At 53.7% G+C, this 18,921-nt stretch carries 15 protein-coding genes; 10 read left to right on the forward strand and 5 right to left on the reverse strand.

The features are described 5' to 3' along the window. Positions 1–107 precede the first annotated feature (107 nt). Genes ACYVC2_RS18745 through ACYVC2_RS18755 form a run of 3 tightly spaced genes read left to right on the forward strand, consistent with a single transcriptional unit; the run spans position 108 to position 6,465 of the window. On the forward strand, positions 108–3,302 hold the full coding sequence (locus tag ACYVC2_RS18745) for a lantibiotic dehydratase (RefSeq protein WP_461104508.1): 3,195 nt from the start codon (positions 108–110) through the stop codon (positions 3,300–3,302). A gap of 5 nt (positions 3,303–3,307) precedes the next feature. After that, positions 3,308–4,006, forward strand: a complete 699-nt coding sequence (locus tag ACYVC2_RS18750) for a hypothetical protein (protein WP_461104510.1) — start codon at positions 3,308–3,310, stop codon at positions 4,004–4,006. Between the two features lie 11 nt (positions 4,007–4,017). Beyond that, the gene (locus ACYVC2_RS18755) at positions 4,018–6,465 is read left to right on the forward strand and encodes a S9 family peptidase (RefSeq protein WP_461104512.1); all 2,448 of its coding nucleotides are present in this window, start codon (positions 4,018–4,020) and stop codon (positions 6,463–6,465) included. Between the two features lie 87 nt (positions 6,466–6,552). Here the strand turns inward: ACYVC2_RS18755 and hemH are convergent, their stop codons facing one another. The 4 genes from hemH to ACYVC2_RS18775 form a co-directional block, all read right to left on the reverse strand. Continuing rightward, the gene (gene hemH / locus ACYVC2_RS18760; protein ID WP_461104514.1) at positions 6,553–7,614 is read right to left on the reverse strand and encodes a ferrochelatase; all 1,062 of its coding nucleotides are present in this window, start codon (positions 7,612–7,614) and stop codon (positions 6,553–6,555) included. A 111-nt stretch (positions 7,615–7,725) separates the two neighbouring features. Next, on the reverse strand, positions 7,726–8,520 hold the full coding sequence (locus ACYVC2_RS18765; protein ID WP_461104516.1) for a hypothetical protein: 795 nt from the start codon (positions 8,518–8,520) through the stop codon (positions 7,726–7,728). 299 nt (positions 8,521–8,819) lie between these two features. After that, positions 8,820–9,638, reverse strand: coding sequence for a hypothetical protein (locus ACYVC2_RS18770; RefSeq protein WP_461104518.1), 819 nt, complete (start codon positions 9,636–9,638; stop codon positions 8,820–8,822). 93 nt (positions 9,639–9,731) lie between these two features. Next, the gene (locus ACYVC2_RS18775; protein ID WP_461104520.1) at positions 9,732–10,463 is read right to left on the reverse strand and encodes an NUDIX hydrolase; all 732 of its coding nucleotides are present in this window, start codon (positions 10,461–10,463) and stop codon (positions 9,732–9,734) included. A 153-nt stretch (positions 10,464–10,616) separates the two neighbouring features. Between ACYVC2_RS18775 and ACYVC2_RS18780 the strand changes: the two genes are divergently transcribed. Next, positions 10,617–12,251, forward strand: a complete 1,635-nt coding sequence (locus tag ACYVC2_RS18780; protein ID WP_461104522.1) for a carboxylesterase/lipase family protein — start codon at positions 10,617–10,619, stop codon at positions 12,249–12,251. Between the two features lie 62 nt (positions 12,252–12,313). Here the strand turns inward: ACYVC2_RS18780 and ACYVC2_RS18785 are convergent, their stop codons facing one another. Beyond that, positions 12,314–13,591: an NAD(P)/FAD-dependent oxidoreductase gene (locus ACYVC2_RS18785; RefSeq protein WP_461104524.1), complete on the reverse strand. Its 1,278-nt coding sequence runs from the start codon at positions 13,589–13,591 to the stop codon at positions 12,314–12,316. Positions 13,592–13,866: 275 nt separating this feature from the next. Between ACYVC2_RS18785 and ACYVC2_RS18790 the strand changes: the two genes are divergently transcribed. From ACYVC2_RS18790 to porG, 6 genes are all read left to right on the forward strand, one after another. Then, on the forward strand, positions 13,867–14,481 hold the full coding sequence (locus tag ACYVC2_RS18790) for an anthranilate synthase component II (protein WP_461104526.1): 615 nt from the start codon (positions 13,867–13,869) through the stop codon (positions 14,479–14,481). Beyond that, on the forward strand, positions 14,478–15,254 hold the full coding sequence (locus tag ACYVC2_RS18795; RefSeq protein ID WP_461104528.1) for an alpha/beta fold hydrolase: 777 nt from the start codon (positions 14,478–14,480) through the stop codon (positions 15,252–15,254). Before ACYVC2_RS18790 ends, ACYVC2_RS18795 begins: the two co-directional genes overlap by 4 nt. 141 nt (positions 15,255–15,395) lie before the next feature. Then, complete coding sequence (locus tag ACYVC2_RS18800; protein WP_461104530.1) at positions 15,396–16,064, forward strand: CBS domain-containing protein; 669 nt, start codon at positions 15,396–15,398, stop codon at positions 16,062–16,064. 84 nt (positions 16,065–16,148) lie between these two features. After that, on the forward strand, positions 16,149–17,024 hold the full coding sequence (locus tag ACYVC2_RS18805; RefSeq protein ID WP_461104532.1) for an NAD kinase: 876 nt from the start codon (positions 16,149–16,151) through the stop codon (positions 17,022–17,024). Between the two features lie 162 nt (positions 17,025–17,186). Further along, complete coding sequence (locus ACYVC2_RS18810; RefSeq protein ID WP_461104534.1) at positions 17,187–18,188, forward strand: DUF6089 family protein; 1,002 nt, start codon at positions 17,187–17,189, stop codon at positions 18,186–18,188. Positions 18,189–18,245: 57 nt separating this feature from the next. After that, positions 18,246–18,917 (forward strand): type IX secretion system protein PorG, encoded by a 672-nt coding sequence (porG, locus tag ACYVC2_RS18815; RefSeq protein ID WP_461104536.1) that lies wholly within the window; start codon positions 18,246–18,248, stop codon positions 18,915–18,917. Positions 18,918–18,921 lie beyond the last annotated feature (4 nt).

Raw genomic sequence — 18,921 nt, forward strand, 5'->3', positions numbered from 1 at the left:
GATCTGAGCAGAAAAACAGCATGTCACTTTAACTAATAAGCATTACAAATATCAATAGGTATTTCTGTTTTTTTCTATTTGGACCCATTTATTCTGCTTGATCAATCATGAAGACAGTGTCTACGATAGGCTCCCACGACTTTTATTTATTGCGAAATCCGCTCTGTTCGATTGACGAACTACTGATTTTTAACGATACGGTAAACGCAGGCGATCGGGCTACCATAGAAGAACAGCTACGCAGCCGGTTTGCGAATCCACTCTTCCAGGAAGCCATCTACGTGGCTTCGCCCGAACTGTATCGGGAATTTGAAAAATGGCTGAACCAGGAGCCGGCGGCTGCGAAAGACAATGAACAGCTGATACTGACGCTGTATAAATACTATCACCGCATGGGGAGCCGCTGTACGCCGTATGGCCTGTTTGCTGGCTGTTCGGTCGGAACCCTCACCACAGACCCCACTACCGTTCGCTTCGACGAATCGGCGAAATACCGGAAACATTCCCGGCTGGACATGAACTACGTGGCCGAACTGGCCGAATCGATCGGCCAGGACCCGGCTATAAAAGAACAGCTTCGCTATTTTCCAAACACAAGCCTGTACCGGCTGGGCGACAAACTGCGTTATGTCGAATTCAGGTTACACAACAAACACCGTTCATACTTCCTCTCGTCGCTGAGCGTCACCGATTACCTCGACACCCTGCTGGCAACCGCTCAGAAAGGCGCGTATCGCCGTGAGCTGGCGCAGGCGCTGGTATCCGAAGCTGTCTCGTTTGAGGAAGCCCTCACGTTCGTCGACGATGTCATTGCCAGCCAGGTGCTGGTTAGTGAACTGGAACCGACCGTGACGGGGCGTGAATTTTACGACGTACTGCTGGAAAAGCTCGGTCAGCTCGACAACGGCGACGCTGTTGCGCATAAACTTTTAGAGATCAAGACCTTATTGCAGGATCAACGCCACGATCCACATAAATACATCGAGCTGAGCGACCGTATCAACCAGAACTTCACGCATACCAACGCGAAGGATTTGATTCAGACGGATTTATTTTTTAATACCTCCCTGAATCAACTGAATGAATCCGTTACGCAGGCGCTGACCCGCGACCTCGATAAACTCTTTGTGTTGAGTCGGCGGAACCAGAACAGTAATCTCGAATCGTTTAAAAAGCGATTCTACGACCGCTATGAAGAACAGGAAGTGCCGCTGTTGCTCGTGCTGGATGCCGAATCGGGAATTGGTTACGGCGACGTAGCGGGTAGCCGGGCCGACCATCTGCCGCTCATCGACGGGCTGACGCTGCCCTCGAACGAGCGAAAAACGACAACCGCCTGGGAGAAAGCCGATAAGTTTAAGTTCGAGGCTTATAAAAACGTGATCGCGCACGGACAAACGAGTCTGGAACTGACCGATGCTGACCTGAATGCGCTGGCCACCACAACGGGCGAACTGCAGATTCCGGATAGCTTTTTCGTGTTCGGCAGCTTACTCGCGCAGTCGCCCGAAGCGCTCGATCAGGGTGCGTTTCAGTTTAGCCTGAACTCGTGTAATGGTCCTTCAGCCGTAAACCTGCTGGGCCGGTTCTGCCACGGCAGCGAACAACTGACCGATCAGGTCAGGGCCTGTGTGGCTTACGAAGAACAACACAATCCCGATGCCATCTACGCCGAAGTGGTTCATTTGCCGGAGGCCCGAATGGGGAATATTCTCATGCGGCCAACCCTGCGGCAGTACGAAATTCCGTATTTAGGGACCGCATCGGTCGGGGCCGACAACGTCATTGCGCTCGACGACCTGATGGTATCGGTTCCGTATGGGTCGCGAATCGTCCTCCGATCGAAGAAATACAACAAAGAAGTGATTCCCCGGCTTACGTCGGCGCACAATTACGGTCGGGGGGTGACGGTCTATAAATTTCTCTGTGATTTGCAGAGCTACGGCCTGCATAGCAGCATTTACTGGGACTGGGGCCTGCTGAGCGAACAGCCGTTTCTGCCCCGGGTGACCTATAAGCACATCATTCTGAGCCGGTCGCAGTGGCGGCTCAACGCCGATGACTTGTCGGAATTGACAGATAAGAACGCCGATCTGACGGCGGTTTTCAGTGCCTTTCGGCAGGTTCAGCACTTGCCCCGCTACGTGACCCTGGTGGAAGCCGACAATGAACTGCTGATCGATCTGGAGAGCCCATATGCCTGTCGGATTCTGCGGGATAAGCTAAAGAAGCGCCGGAAAATCGTACTGGCCGAATTTCTGGGTACCCCCGACAACTGTTTTGTCAGCGATGCGGGCGGGCGCTTCACCAACGAACTGATTATTCCATACCGGAAATTTCATGCCGACCTCGCTCCAAGCCTGCCTAAATTGCCCAAAGCCGCGCCGGTGCGACGTGTTTTTGCGCCGGGTAGCGAATGGCTGTACCTGAAACTTTATACCGGCACGAAAACCGCTGAGCGGCTGCTGACGTCCGCCATCAAACCGCTGACCGAGCAACTGCTGGCCGATGATGTCATCGACAAGTGGTTTTTTATCCGCTATCGGGATACGGACGAGCACCTGCGCCTGCGGCTCCATAACGGAACCGACGCGAACTTTTACAAAAAGGCCCTGGAAGCCACCCATACGGTCCTGCATGAATACATCAGTGAAGGCCTGATCTACAAACTACAGACCGATACCTACCGACGCGAAATCGAGCGCTACGGCGTCGGAACCATCGCCCTGACCGAAGACCTGTTTTTCAACGATAGCGTAGCCATCGTAACTGTGCTCGACATGCTCGACGGCGATGCGGGCGAGCGATACCGCTGGCTGCTGGCGCTACGGGGTATTCACGCTTTGCTGGACGATTGCCGTTACGAGTTGCCCGACAAACACCGACTCATCACGCAGATGCGCGATAATTTCTTCCGCGAATTCGGGGGTGGCACCCCGCTCATGGTGCAGTTGAATGACAAATATCGGGCAGTTTCCCGCGAGATTCAGACGTTCATGAATCCGGACAACGACGAAGCCAACGAGATTGCGGAGGCTGTGGAGGTGTTCCGGGTCCGGTCGCAGCAGAACGAGCGGATTATCCGGGATATTTTCACCGTGCAGGCAAATCATGAAGGAACCCTGCAACCCGACGATCTGCTGCCCAGCTACATCCACATGTTTGTGAACCGGATGTTCATCTCCAACCAGCGGGCGCACGAACTGGTCATTTACCACTACCTGAGCAAATACTACGAATCGCTGATGGCGCGCAGCAAAGCCAAACAGCCGCGCCAGCCCGCGTTCGTTACTAACCCCTGACGATTATGCCTGCCCAGCCCGAAATCAGAAGCGAAGAAATTCAGGATATTATGCATCGTACGCCCAGTTGGTTGACCCGCTGGGGCATTACGATACTGCTCGCCATTGTGATTATTGTTCTGACGGGGGCCGCCTACATTACCTATCCGGATCAGGTTACGGCCAACATCGTAATTGAATCGTATGCCAAACCGCTGCCGATCGTGGTGCCTGCTCAGGCCCAGATAAAGCACATGATAAGCCGAGACCGGATGCGCGTTGGGGAGCATAAGCCCTTGCTGGTATGGTCTACCGGCGACACGCTCCGGGCGCCAATGGCTAGCACACTTCATCTGATGGTTCATCCCGGCGCGAATACGACCGTCATGGCGGGAGAAACCCTGGCGATACTCGTTCCGATCAACGTACCGTATCGGATCAAAGGACACTTGCCCGTAGAAGGGTCAGGTAAGGTAGGTGTGGGGCAACACGCTATTATTCAGCTAGATGCATACCCATATCGTGAGTTTGGTTCGCTGCTGGCCTCGGTCGAAACGATCTCGCCCCTGGAGGTAAACGGCTATTACGACATTCGATTCGCGCTGCAGAATGGACTGATGACGCAGCAGGGGAAGCCGATCAATAGCCGTACCTACCTCCGGGGGAAGGCCAGTATTCTGACCAGTGAACGCAGTTTGTTAAGCCGGATTTTCGACATCATCTAAGCCAACGTTCCATGACTACGTACCTGATTTCACTGAGCCGGACCTGGCTGCTGCCGGGCCTGTTCCTGCTGTCGACGACTGTCCGCAGCCAGGATGCTCCGACCTATCAGCGCCCGCCCGCGGAGATGACCGATCTGCTGCTGGCCCCCCCGACGCCCACGATCAATTTATCGCCGACTAACGACTACCTGCTTCTGCTGGAGCGGGCCGCCCTGCCGACCATCGACGAACTGGCGGAGCCTGAACTTCGGCTGGGCGGAATCCGGATCAATCCGGCCAACAACGGACAAAGCCGGATTGGTAGCTACGTCAAATTGAGCGTCAAGCGAGTAAACACATCGGAACTGGTAGCCATTCGAGAATTGCCGGCCGGACGATTTACGGATTTACACTGGTCGCCGGACGGAAAAAAGTTTGCGTTCATACTCATCGGAACAAATCAGCTCGACTTGTGGATGGTCGATGTGGAGCAGCGGCAGGCCCGCCGGTTAGTGGGTGCGGTAAACGACGTGATCTCGGGCGAACCGTATCAATGGGCGCCGGACAGCCGCTCGTTGCTGGTCAAGCTAATCGATCCGCAGCGGAAAGCGCCCCCCCAGCCCCGGCTTATCCCCACAGGGCCGATCGTCCAGGAGAGCCTGGGTAAGAAAGCCCCCTCCCGAACGTATCAGGACCTGCTCAAAAATCCGCACGACGAGGCTTTGTTCGACTATTATCTGTCGGCCCGGTTGGTCAGTGTAAACCTGTCGGGCAGGGTGCACGACGTGTTACCGGCCAGCGTACTGACCAGTTTTAGTTTTTCGCCCAACGGCCGCTATGTGCTGGCTGTCCGCCTGAAAAAGCCGTATTCATACCTCACCACGTACATGAATTTCCCCAAAGACATCGACGTAGTCAGTTCGGCGGGGCGGCTGGTCAAACGGCTGGCATCGATACCGCTGATGGAAACGATGCCACTCGGTTTCGATGCGGTTCGGCCGGGGGTGCGTTCCGTCAACTGGCGTTCCGACGCACCGGCTACCCTTGTCTATGCTGAGGCTCAGGACGGGGGTGACCCAGCCAAAACAACGACCGTTCGGGACCGGGTATATACCCTGGCGGCTCCATTTACAACGCCCAAAGTGCTGGCTACACTAAACAGCCGCTATCAATGGATCAGTTGGGGGCACGACAGCCTGGCTTTGCTGGCGGAAGGCTGGTGGAAGAGCCGGAATCAGAAAATGTGGCTTCTCAACCCCGCCGATACCAGCGCCAAAGCTCGGTTGCTGTTCGACCTGAATACCGAAGATCAGTACAAAGACCCTGGCTACCCGATTGTGCGTTACAACCCCGCCGGTCGCGAAGTGCTGCTGACAACCCCCGACAAACGCTGGCTGTACTTTGTCGGCGATGGCGCATCGCCCACGGGCAAACGACCTTTCGTCAGCCAGGTACAGATTGCCGGGAAGGAGCAGCGCGAAATCTGGCGCTCGCAGGAGCCTTATTATGAAGTACCCGTGGATGTTTTGGATGCGGCCACAAACCAGATTCTGATCCGGCGTGAATCGGTCAGTACGCCCCCCAACTACCTGATTCGTAACCTGGCCCAGCAGACGGAACTAGCTCTGACCAATTTTCCGCATCCGTACCCCGCGCTGAAAGATATCCGGAAAGAACTAATTACCTACGAGCGGAAAGATGGTGTCAAACTGACGGCCAAGCTGTATTTGCCCTTGGGCTATTCGCCCGAGAAAGGGCGGTTGCCGGTGCTGATCTGGGCTTATCCCCGCGAGTTCAAAAGTGCCGATGCGGCCGGGCAGGTAAAGGATTCGCCGTATCAGTTTACCCGCCTGTACTGGTCCGGGCCGCTTTACTGGCTCACGCAGGGATACGCGGTGGTCGATGATCCCGATTTGCCCATCATTGGGCAGGGCGATGCGCAGCCCAACGATACGTATGTCGAACAACTGACGGCGGGCGCTGAAGCGCTGGTTCAGGAACTGGTCAGGCGTAATGTGGCCGACAAAAACCGGATCGCGATCGGGGGACATTCGTACGGCGCGTTTATGACAGCTAACCTGCTGGCACACACGAACCTGTTTGCGGCTGGGATTGCCCGTAGCGGAGCCTATAACCGGACCCTGACCCCGTTTGGCTTTCAGACCGAAGAGCGAACGATCTGGAATGCACCGGATATCTACGCCCGTATGTCGCCGTTTATGTATGCCGACAAGATCAAAGCTCCCATGCTGATGATGCACGGCGAAGCGGACAACAACTCGGGGACGTTTCCCCTCCAGAGTGAGCGATTGTACAACGCGATCAAAGGCAATGGTGGCACGGTCCGATACGTATTGCTACCGCTGGAAAGCCACGGCTACGCTTCTAAAGAATCCATTTTGCATACCTTATGGGAGATGAACACCTGGCTGGACAAATACGTGAAGAATCCGGAAAGCCGTGAGTCGGCCCTGAAATAAATCGTTGCGTAAGAGCCCTAAACAGACCCTGGGAAATTCAAGGGTCTGTTTAGGGCTCTTACGCAATCAGGCTATCGGAAGATTCGATCAGGCCGTTTTCACCAGATCGACCAGGGCTTCGATCCAGATGGGGGTGTCGTTGAGGCTTTCGACCAGCTGCCAGTGCTGCCCACCGGCCTGTTCGAAAATCTCCTTGTATTCGACGCCCACTTCGATGGTCGTTTCCAGGCAATCGGCCACAAATGCGGGCGAAAAAGCCAGCACACTCTGGATGCCTTTACCGGGCAATTCCTTGATGACTTCGTCGGTATAGGGTTTGATCCACGGATCGCTGCCCAGCCGCGACTGAAAAGACGTGATATATTTTCCTTCCGGAATACCCAGCGCTTTGACCAGTAGGCGGGTGGTTTCGAAACACTGTGCCCGGTAACAATGCTGATTCAGCGCATGGAACGACTGGCAACAGGTGCCAAACTGACAGACCGAATGGGTAACATCGCCCTTGCGGATCTGGCTTTCGGGCAGGCCGTGGTAGCTGAACAGAAAAAAATCGAAATCATAGGAAGCCATGTATTTGCGTGCGATCTGCGCAAATCCTTCGATGAATTTAGGGTGCTCCAGAAATCGGTTTACGAATCGGATGGCCGGGATTACCTGCCAGTTCTTCACAATTTCCATCACCTTCTGATAAACCGAGCCCGTAGAAGCTGATGCATACTGCGGGAAAAGCGGGAGCACGATCAGGTCGGTCAGGCCCATGCGCTGAAATTCGGTCAGGCCTGCTTCAATGGATGGACTCTGGTAGCGCATGGCCAACTTCACGACGTAAGCTTCGCCCAGCGATTTTTGTAGTTCCTTCGTGACAACTTCGCCGTAGTATTTCAGAGGAGAGCCGGTTTCGGTCCAGAGCTGCTTGTAGATTTTAGCCGATTTCGGGGCCCGGAACGGAGCAATAACGCCATTGACGAGCAACGAACGCGAAACCAGCGGAATATCGATGACCCGGCCATCCATCAAAAATTCGCGCAGGTATTTGCGGACGTCGGGTACGGATGGGCTATCGGGAGTGCCGAGATTGACGAGTAGAACGCCCGTTTTTCCAGCAGATCTGGTAGGGGCCACGGGTGTGTTTAAAGCGGGTGCTTCCATGAAGAGGAAAACAGTGATTTAATCGAGTTAGTTTGCCGCAGCGGGTTCGTTTCTGGTAGCCATCCGGAGCGCAACATTAAACCGCAAATTTACAAACTCTGCCCACATAATTTATTTGGCCTGGGCCTGTGGATACCGGCTGAGGTCGGTACGGGTAAAATCACTGAACACTTCGCCGGGCAGGCCAGTAAAGACCATAATGTCGCTGAGGTCGTGGTCGCCCCGGTCGCCTGATAGTAAAATATCGCCATGCTGCTGGTAATCATCCCAGGGGAGGATAAAAACGGGTTCTTTGTCGGTGGGTTTAGGAAAGTTAGCCCACTGCGAAACCAGACGGGTTTTTTTATCGACCCATATTTTATACCGATTGCCCGACATGGCGCTTCCGTTCTTGAGCGTCAGTTGAAGAACATCGGCGGGTCTGCCCGCCCGGGTCGTTTCGTCGCCCAGGTACTTGAGCGTCACTCCGGCATCTTTTAGCTTGAAAGGCATCAGCAGCCAGTACGAATCGCTGATCCAGGTTCGTTTTCCCTGTTTAACGTATTTCGCCACCGAATCCGGATTCGTAACCTCTTCACCGTTCCGGAAAACCCGGCCCATGTCGTTGTTGATGTTCATCAGAATCGTCTGATCATCGTGAAGGTTATCGATTCGTACGTCGCCCGACCATTTATCCCAGACGAATTTCCGCTCGCCATCGAAGTTCCAGCTGATAAGCTGGGTCTCGTCCCAGGCCGCCCGGCCTCCCATGGCCGCCATGACCGCGTCGGCAATCTGAACGGCCCGGGCGTCGGAGCCTGTAGCATCGAAGCCAGAAGCGGGTGGATTGGGGCTTCGCCTGGATTGAGCATCGGCAATAGTTATGCTGAGCCAGAAGAAAACCAATAAGCGTATATATACTTGCATAGGGTGTGAGGTTTGAACAACAAAAGTAGAACAAGCGATTAAATTGTTTGTTTTTCGCCGGCCTTAATTCTGTTTTTTAATATGGTAATGGTCTGACTTATATCTGATTATGGTTGAGGGAGCGGCCGTTGGTTCCTTTCTGTGGTACAGCTGGCATTGGCCATCCGGCAGGGTAAAACCGATTGTTTGGGGCTTGTGTTTATCAATCGTTCAGAAGATCCCAAATTTAACGGATTTCTATATACGTTTCCTGACTTGCCTGGCCGGAGCGTGGTTAAAATGCACGCGCCGAAAGGCGTTCAGTTGGTAGGAAGGGAATGCGGTTGCAGGGTCCGTTTGGCGCGTTCCAACTGGTGGTATATGTCAGCAAATGAGCTACCCGACGCCACAGCCTGGGTCAGCCCAGGCACCCCGGCTTTTCCGACAATCATCAGCCAGCGGGTCACTTCATCCGCCGAGGTCTGATAGGCTAGCATAGTGTGGGTATAATCGCGCCCAAAAAAGTCCTGCGTGGTTTCCAGCTCGCTGAGTTTTAGCATGGGGCGCGCGGGTAGGGGCGTCGGGTCGGTCTGCCGCAAACTGTCCGGGTGTTCCCAAACCGCCGGATTGCTGAACCGATAGTCGACCATCAGCGCCAGCCCTTCGTTGAACCACTGCGGAATCTGCCGTTTGACGCGCCACCAGCCCAGGCGGGCGAACAGTTCGTCGTGGCAGAGCTCGTGGGCGATCACGTCGGTGTTATTGCCGTCTGGGCCCAGTACCAGATACGAGGCCCCCCAAGGCATTCCCAGGCTACAGCCAGCTCCTTCGCCCCCGGCACAATACTGTTCATAATCGGCCTGTTTGGGGCAATAAATCAGGGTTGCCTGCCCCTGGCGGCTACCCCAGAACTGCCGAATGCGGTGGTGGGCGGTGGCGACGTGGGTGGCCAGCTGACGTTGCTGAGAAGCCGTGGCTGCCGTACTGACATAGACACTGTTCGTACCGGGCAGCAACCGATAGGCAGCGGAGGAGCCTATCCGCATGCACCGCAGTAGTTGTGGATATAACAGGAAAAACCCAATCGGCAGAACAATCAGTAGAGACAGGCCGTAACGAAGGACTAGGTTGTCGCGCATGAACAGGCAGCGAATCGGCTGTTTGTTGGTTACTGGTTGGATCGGGCGGGGCAACCCGGGACAAATGTCTGAATTATGTCCAACAACCTCCGATTATTTGTCGGAAATAAACCGATAAAGATAAGGCGCTTTATGGGCACCGCCGGAATACTGCTTGGCCAGACGTTCTAAAATGTTTAGACTGAGCATTCGGCGCTGAAAACTGGACCGGTGCAACTCCTGCCCCAGAATGGTTTCATACAGCCGCTGCAGATCGGCCATCGTGAAGGTGTCGCCCAGCAGACTGAAGCCTATAAGCTTACGATCTAGATCTTCCCGGAGCGTATCGAGCGCTTTCTGAACGATTTGCCGATGATCCTGCATCAGCGGAGGCAGGTCGGCCAGGTCGTACCAGGTACAATGATCGGATAGAGCATCGGGAATCGGCACGGCTTTCGTGAAATCGATCAGGGCATAATAACCAACCGAAACAAACCGACGCAGCAGCCAGTGGTTCTCGACAACAGGAACCCCTTTGGCCTCCATGATGGCGCGCATCGGAGCCGGGTCGTACCGGCTCCGGTCGCCAAACACGTAAAACTGTTCGAGGTAAATATCCGTCAGGCCGGTGCGTTCGGCCAGCACCCGCCGGGCCGCGTCATGCAGATTTTCGGTTTCCCGAATAAAACCGCCGGGCAGCGCGAGCAGGCTGGTATTGCGGTATTCGAGCAAAAGAATCTTCAACTGATGCTGGTGGAACCCAAACATTACTACATCGATGGCCAGACCTGGTAAGTAGCCTGTACCCGCTGGCGTAATTTCTTCCGCAATTAGCTGGCTTTGCATGTGATTAAAATTTGATCCTGGGGCCGAAAAGATTGGGTGATCTCACCGGAAATCTTTATTATTGTCGCACTTTGTTACAATAATAAAAAAAGGCTGTTGCATTCTGACGGATCCAGTCGAAAACGAGTAATTTTTTATCTTAAACTCTGTGCTATGAAATTTCTGTATGTTTCGTTGCTGATGGCTGTTCAGATACCATTGGCAACTGCCCAGTCGAATCTGCAGTCGGCAACACCGCAGGCTAAAACAGCGAACGGGATGGTCGAGGGGGTTGCCGAAGCGAGTGGCATTCGGGCCTTCAAAGGCATTCCGTTCGGCCAGCCGCCCGTCGGCGATCTGCGCTGGAAAGAACCGCAGCCCGTCAAGAACTGGTCGGGTGTCCGCAAAACTACCAAGTTTGGGCCAAGGGCTATGCAGCGGCCCATTTTTGGCGACATGGGCTTTCGCTCGGACGGTATGAGCGAAGACTGCCTCTACCTGAACGTTTGGACGCCTGCCAAGTCGGCCAGTGAAAAACTGCCGGTGCTGGTGTATTTTTACGGGGGTGGCTTTGTGGCGGGCGATGGGTCGGAAGCGCGCTACGACGGGGAAAGCATGGCCCAGAAAGGCATCGTGGCGCTGACGGTAAACTATCGGCTTGGCGTTTTTGGTTTTTTTGCGCACCCCGAACTGACCAAAGAATCACCGCATAACGCATCTGGCAATTATGGCCTGCTGGATCAGACGGCTGCCTTACGGTGGGTCAAACAGAATATTGCCGCTTTCGGTGGCGATCCGAACAAAGTCACGATCGCCGGAGAGTCGGCCGGGTCGGTGGCTGTAAGCGCTCAGATGGCCTCACCCCTGGCCAAGAATCTTTTTTCTGCCGCTATTGGCGAGAGCGGTTCCTTACTGGGTGGTATGCCTCCTAGTCCGCTTGCCACTGCCGAGAAGGCGGGCGTTACCTTTGCGACTGGCGTAGACGCAAAATCGCTGGCTGATCTGCGGGCGATGCCGGCTGAAAAAGTGCTTGAGGCTACAGCCAAACCGGGTGTTCCCTGGTTCACATCTACGGTCGACGGTTACTTCTTCCCTAAACCGCCCGCGGCTATTTTTGCAGCTGGCGAACAGGCACACGTGCCGTTACTGGTCGGCTGGAATTCGCAGGAAATGGGCGGAAATGCCATACTTGGGAAAGAGCCGCCAACCCCCAAAAATTATGCCAATGCGGTGAAAAAACTCTACGGCGAACGGGCCGATGAAGTGCTGAAACTGTATCCGGGTACCACCGAAGAAGAAGTACAGCAGTCGGCAATGGACCTGGCCAGCGACCGGTTTCTGGCTTACAGCACCTGGAAATGGGCCGATATGCAGATAAAAACCGGCGGAGGCAAGCCCGTCTATCGCTATTATTATTCGCGGCCCCGCCCCGCTATGACCGCAGAAATGGGTAACGCCACGGCCGGACTGGCTGGAGGAGTCGTGAAAGGCGACGGAACAGCGCCTAAAATGCCGCCTGCCCGCGGGGCCGTTCACTCGGCGGAGATTGAATACGCAATGGGAAACCTGGCCAGTAATAAAGTCTATGCCTGGACGCCCGACGATTACCAGATTTCGAAAGTGATGCAGGGGTATTTTGCCAACTTCATCAAGAACCACGATCCGAACGGGGCAGGACTGCCGAAGTGGCCTGCGGCCAATAGTGGCAACAGCGTTCAGTTTATGCAGATCGACGTCAACACGCGGCTTGAGACGGAAAAGAATCGGGCTCGTTACCTGTTTCTGGACCCGATGTACACGAAGCAGTAAGCTATAAAAAAGCGACGCCGTGCCACAGTCCAGGACTGTGGCACGGCGTCGCTTTTTTTAGGCTAGGCGTTGATGATCTGCTCCGCCACTTCACGGCCTGTTTGCATGCTTGCATTCAGCGACGGATAGGTGGTCTGATCACCACATTGGTATAGGCTGTCAGCCAGTCGAAGCGGTCGCCGGAGTGGGTCGGTGCCAGCCAGGTCGGGCGGGTAGGCGGGCAACGCATGAGGAATGTGGTAAGTACGCAGGTGACGCCACTGCTGCACGTCTTCGCCAAACCAGCCCGACAACTCCTGGCGAATTTGGGCTACCAGCGCCTGTTCATGAATCAGTTCCAGACCCTGCGTGCTGACCGAAATAAGGCTGTGGTTTGCAGGTGCATATTCCGGGGCAACGTCGCTGAGGATGGTCGCGTTGTGCACTGCCGAGCTCCGGTGCGTGTTGAGCATCAGGAGCTTCCGGTCTGGTACGTTGGGAGGGGCTGTGGCCGAAAAATACGTGCAGGTTGTGTGGTTAAATGCCAGTTCGGTAGGCGTTGGCTTGTCCAGTAAAGCAGCTGCCTGAGCCGTATCCACGGCCAGCACGATGGTATTGGCCGCAATCGTTTCGCCGGTTGTCAGTTGAACCGCATGATCCGAAATCTGCTTTACTCTGCTGTTCAGCCGAATCTGGTCCGGCGCTAATCGACTGGCAAGCTGCTGGGCAATAGCACCCATCCCTTGCGCCGGAACGGCCGCGTCGCCGGTAAAAAACATCCGGAAACAGAACTCGAAGAAATTACTCGACGTAGTCAGCGCATCCTCCAGAAACACTCCACCAAAAAACGGTCGGAAAAATTGTCCGATCATCTTTTCCGAAAAACCGATTTCTTCCAGAAAAGCAAGGGTCGTCATGGGCGTCTGCCGAAATAACTCACCAACCGTCAGGCTTTGTGTCCGACGCATCAGTTCTGCAATCCGGAGTTTATCGCCAAACGTGCCAACGGGCGAAATCAGCGTCTGGAAAACGGATGAGGGTTCCTTCAACGGATTGAGCAGGCTCATCCAGTTTGCCTGATCGCGAATGAGCGCGCCCGACCGAAACGTACGCAGATCAAGCGCAGCATAGTTGAGCAGACGCTGGGCTTCGGGATAAGCGGTCAGGAGAATCTGAAACCCCCGGTCGAGCCGGAATCCCTCCATAACGTCGGTGCGTACACGACCACCCACTCCATCGGCCGCTTCGAGCACGAGCGCGCGGATGCCTGCCTGCCTGAGGTAAACGGCGCAGGTTAGCCCTGCCATACCGGCGCCAATAATAACCACGGGCGCATCGGCGCCGGAAGAATCTGTAGACATACCAAACGATAAGTTTGTAATACAGCAGGCTACTGACCGGATCGACGTTTATTACTTCTTCTGGCCGGTACTGGCTGCTACTATAAGCAAATTCAACCGCTATGTTAACCTATCTGTTTGTAAAACGCCAACCGTCTGGTACTTTTTTTATAAGACTTGTATAATTCTAATTTTTAAAATACGTAAATAATTGATATACAGATAGTAGACTTTTATAGTTATTGCTTTTTTACGGAAAGTGTTAATTTTGTCGTCAGAAATTGCGTTATGCCTGCATGAACCTGCTGGTCGTTGATAATTTCGATTCGTTTACCTACATGCTGGTCGATTACCTGCAGCAGGCGGGGGCGCATTGTCGGGTTGTCAGAAATAACGAACCATTAAATCGACTGACGAACCTACCCGTGGATGCGGTGGTGCTCTCGCCCGGTCCGGGCAGTCCCCGGCAGGCAGGTCGATTGATGGAGGTTATCGATCACTATCATCAGCGGGTGCCGATGCTGGGAATTTGCCTGGGTCACCAGGCGCTGGGTGAATTTTTCGGCGCTACGTTGACCGAAGCCGACCGTCCCATGCACGGTAAAGTAGCGCGGGTTCGTATACTGACGGACGACAGGCTGTGGCGGGGTTTGCCCGGCGAATTCGAAGTGACCCGATATCATTCGCTGGTGCTGACGGCACTGCCCCGGCACCTGGTGTCTCTGGCGGTGACCGATTTGGGCGAATTGATGGCTTTGCGCCATCAAACATTACCGCTCTGGGGAGTTCAGTTTCATCCGGAAGCTGCCCTGACCCAGTACGGTTTGCGGATCATTGAAAACTGGATCGATTTTGTATTGTTTACTCATAAAATAAAGTCTGCCACAACCTTAATCACACAATACGTATGAGCTATACGATCCGGGAAGAAGCGGGTTTCCGCTACGTAGACGAGGGCCAGGGGGAAGTGTTGCTGCTGTTACATGGTCTGTTTGGCGCATTGAGCAACTGGGACGGGGTGATAAGCACCTTTTCGGATCGGTACCGGGTTATCATTCCTTTATTACCTATCTACGAGATGCCCATTCGGCAGGCTAGTCTGGAAGGGCTGCTGACGTACATCGAAAAGTTTGTGGCGCAGAAATCACTCCAGGATCTCACCCTGCTGGGTAATTCATTGGGCGGTCACCTGGCCATTCTCTACACATTTAGCCACCCGGAGCTGGTTCGGCGGCTGGTGCTGACGGGAAGTTCGGGCTTGTTCGAAAACGGAATGGGTGGTTCGTTCCCCAAACGAGGAAGCTACGATTACGTGGCCGAGCGCGTAGCCTACACGTTTTACGACCCGTCGGTTGCCTCCAAAGAGCTGATCGATGAAGTGTTTGAAATTACAACGAGCATTCCCAAATGCATGAGTATTGTCGGGATTGCGAAGTCGGCCCAGCGCAACAATGTCGCCAAAGATCTCTACAAGATTCAGGTGCCGACGCTGCTTGTCTGGGGCCTGAACGACACCATTACCCCCGCCGAAGTAGGGCATGAGTTTAACCGGCTGATCGCTGATTCGGAGCTGCACTTCATCGATAAGTGCTGCCACGCACCAATGATGGAGCATCCCGACCAGTTCAACGCCTTGCTGGATAACTGGCTAGTCCGGCATCCGGTAGCGGAACTGGTTAGTTGATTCCACTGGCCAGGCGTTACCAACCGGTTAGAGACGGGATATCCGTTCACTAACTGATGACTGTTTTTAGTAAGATTTGGAAACTATGCGGGAAAATGCGTAGTTTTCTGGCAAACGCTTTTCACTAATCAACCATTTACTATGCTGGCTGCCGAACTGATAGATCCAATGCTCCCGGCCCTGAAGCCTACCGATTCTGTCGAGCAGGCTTTGGATTGGATGCAGGAGCACCGCGTCGGGCAACTCGTACTGACCGATCAGGGCGAATACCGGGGCGTAGTTAGTGAAGAGTTACTGATGGATGCTGCCGACGGTGAGCGCCCCGTTGGTGAGGTGATGCGCCTGTTCGAACAGACTTATGTGCTGGAAGAACAGCATCTTTTTGAGGTCATGAGTCTGGTTATTCAGCATCAGATGGAGATCGTGGCCGTGATTAACGAAGGACGGGAGTTCAGCGGAACGATCTCGGTTACGGAATTGCTCAAACAATTTGCGCAGGAGCTGGGCGTGCAGGAGAGTGGGGCAATTCTAATTCTGAACATGAACGAGCGAGACTATTCGATGGCCGAAATCAGTCGCCTGATCGAATCGAATAATGTCAAGATCATCAGCAGTTATTTTTCCAGCGCGGCCTACGGAATGCCCGACCGATCCCGACTGACGCTCAAGCTGAATCGACGCGATATCACTCCGGTGATCTCTACCCTCGAACGCTTCGGCTATCAAATCGAAGCAAGTTTTGCCAACACACCGATCGAAAGCATCGATCAGGAGCGGCTCGATTCACTGCTTCGTTATCTTAATACATAAATTAGCAACGGGTGAAGGGGAAAGGAGAAAGGGCAAACGACCCTCTGCCCTTTCCCCTCCGCCCTCTGCCCTTCGCCTTTTTTCATGAAAATCGCCATTCACGGGCGCAACTTTCCCGAATCGGCCCGCCCCTACATCCAGTCGATGTTTGAGGAACTGGCCCGACGACAGACCGAGTTAATTATTTCGGAGGGCTACCGCGAATACCTTGACAATGCGGGTGTAGCGCACTATAGCCAGGCGACATACACCATTGAAGAAGGCGTAGCGGATGCCGATTTCATTTTCAGCTTAGGGGGCGATGGAACCCTGCTCGATGCGGTTACGCACGTTGGTGCCCGACAGATACCCATCATCGGAATCAACATCGGGCGGCTGGGCTTTCTGGCTACGGTAGCGCCCGCGTCGGTGCGACTCATGATCGACGCCCTTTTCACCGAACAGTACAGCATCGATGAGCGGACGCTGGTGAGCGTTCGATCGAGTCAGGATATTTTCGGCAACCTGCCGTTCGGCCTCAACGACTTCACGATTACCCGTACCCAAACCTCATCGATGATTACGGTGCATACGTACCTGGACGGCGAATTTCTGAATTCGTACTGGGCCGATGGCATCATTATATCGACACCTTCAGGATCGACAGGGTATTCATTGAGTTGCGGAGGGCCGGTCTTACTGCCACAAACGAATAATTTCATTATTACCCCGATCAGTCCTCACAATCTCAATGTCCGGCCAATGATCGTTATGGACAGCTGCCAACTGGCATTTGAAGTCGAAAGCCGTAGTGGGAACTTTCTGGCTGCGCTGGATTCGCGCTCGTTTACGGTAGAAACCGCCGTCCGGATCAGCGTTCAGAAAGAAGCGTTTAAGGCTCGGCTGGTCAAGCTGAGCGATGATAATTTTCTCAATACCCTCCGCAGCAAACTGAACTGGGGCTGGGATATCCGCAATTGATTGGTAAGGCAAACCTCTCTTGCATTTTTCTCCTGAAAAGGCTCTGTTTTGTGGCCTATGCGATAATTTTTCCGGTACGGTGCCAATAAAAGCGAGGGCCATGCCGTTTCCGAATTGGCTGGTTTGCGACCAGTCGAAGGGTGATTCACGTATTTCATGCATATGAATAAGTATAAGCAGTTGTTGAGGATGAGTGTGGCCGTTTGCCTACTGCTGAGTCAGATGACGAAAAGTTCGGCGCAGGGCTATTACAACGCGCACTTTCTTCCCTATTCGTCGGTATCGTTCGGCGGAGGAACATCTACCTATTTCGGTGATCTGGCTGGTTACCGGCAGCCGTTTAAGACACTGGTTACCTTACCGCGCTGGAACATTGGTATTGGCTATACCCGTCAGTTTACGCCCAAATTTGCCGCCCGGGCCACGTTTACCTGGGCCCGTATCGTCGGCGATGATTACACGTACAATAAGAACGATCTCAACGATAATTTGCCTCAGTACATCCGGAATTTACACTTCCGAAATGATCTCAAAGAGTTTGCTATCACTGGTATTTATAACTTCATCGCCGACGGACGGAATTCCGATAGCCGGGCCCGGCTCACTCCGTACCTGTTTGGTGGAATAGCCCTAGTAGCGCACAGTCCCGAAGCTTTAACCCCTGATTCGGCTGGTACAGCTCAGCATTGGGTAAAACTACAACCGTTACATACCGAAGGGCAGGGGTTACCGGGGTATGATAAACCTTATTCACTGGTAACAATCGCTATACCTGTGGGAATAGGCGTTCGTTATAAATTGAATGAAAGTTTTAATATCGGTGCCGAAATTGGTTACCGGTATACGTTTACCGATTATTTGGACGATGTAAGCGCCAACCAATATGCCCCTCGGGATGCACAACAGGGAGTTGCAGCGCTGGTTACCGACCGACGACGTGAGATTCTGGCTGCCCGGGCCAGCAATCACCCTGATCGTTATGCGGTTATTCAAAACATACTTACCAATGGAACACCTGAACAGCAGCAAATGGCTCTAGGTGCGTTGGCCGACCCCGTGCGAAGTACCAATTCTACGTTTTCATTACCCGATGGTTATTTACTAACTCAGTTTACCATTCATTATATCATTCCGGCGAAAATAAAGTGTCCGCCTATTAAATAGCGTACCCGGCCAGAAAGCTAAACGGCTTCCTGATTATCGACTGTTGTCATTAGACTTATGTCTTCACATTGTAGTAAGGTGGCCCGGCTGCTTCTGGTCGGGCTTTTTATCAGCCTGAGCGCGCGGGCGCAAAAGATTGAGGTTGGGGCCGGTTTAGGCGGTATGCTGTATAAAGGCGACGTCTCGCCTTCGCTCAACCCCCGGTTCTATCGTCCCGCGGGCAACGTGTTTTTTCGCTACAATGCCACCCGGTCTTTTTCGATGCGGGCGGGGTTTGCCATTGGGTCCTTCCGGGCAGAAGATGCCGTCAGTAATGATCCGTTTCGGCAGGCGCGTAATTATTCCTTTCGAACAAACATCAATGAAATAACGGCTGATCTCGAATACAATTTCCGGAATTATAAACCACAGCCTAAAGTGAAAAACTGGTCTCCTTATATATTCGGGGGCGTCGGGATATGCAACTTTAGCAATTCGGTCATCAGAGCCCGCGGTATGGTATCCTTCCCGCTGGGTGTTGGAATCAAATACGAAATAAAACGCCCCTGGAGCGTCGGTGTCGAGTTTGGCACGCGCTTTACCAACAATGATTATTTGGATGGACTAGGCGATCGGACCTTCGGAGTGACAACCAGTAAGCTGGGCCAGGGTGATCCGGCACTCAGAGACAGTTATACCTATACGGCTATAACCGTTAGCTATACCTTCTACAAGATTATCTGCCCCTGACAAT

Source organism: Spirosoma koreense (assembly GCF_054777875.1).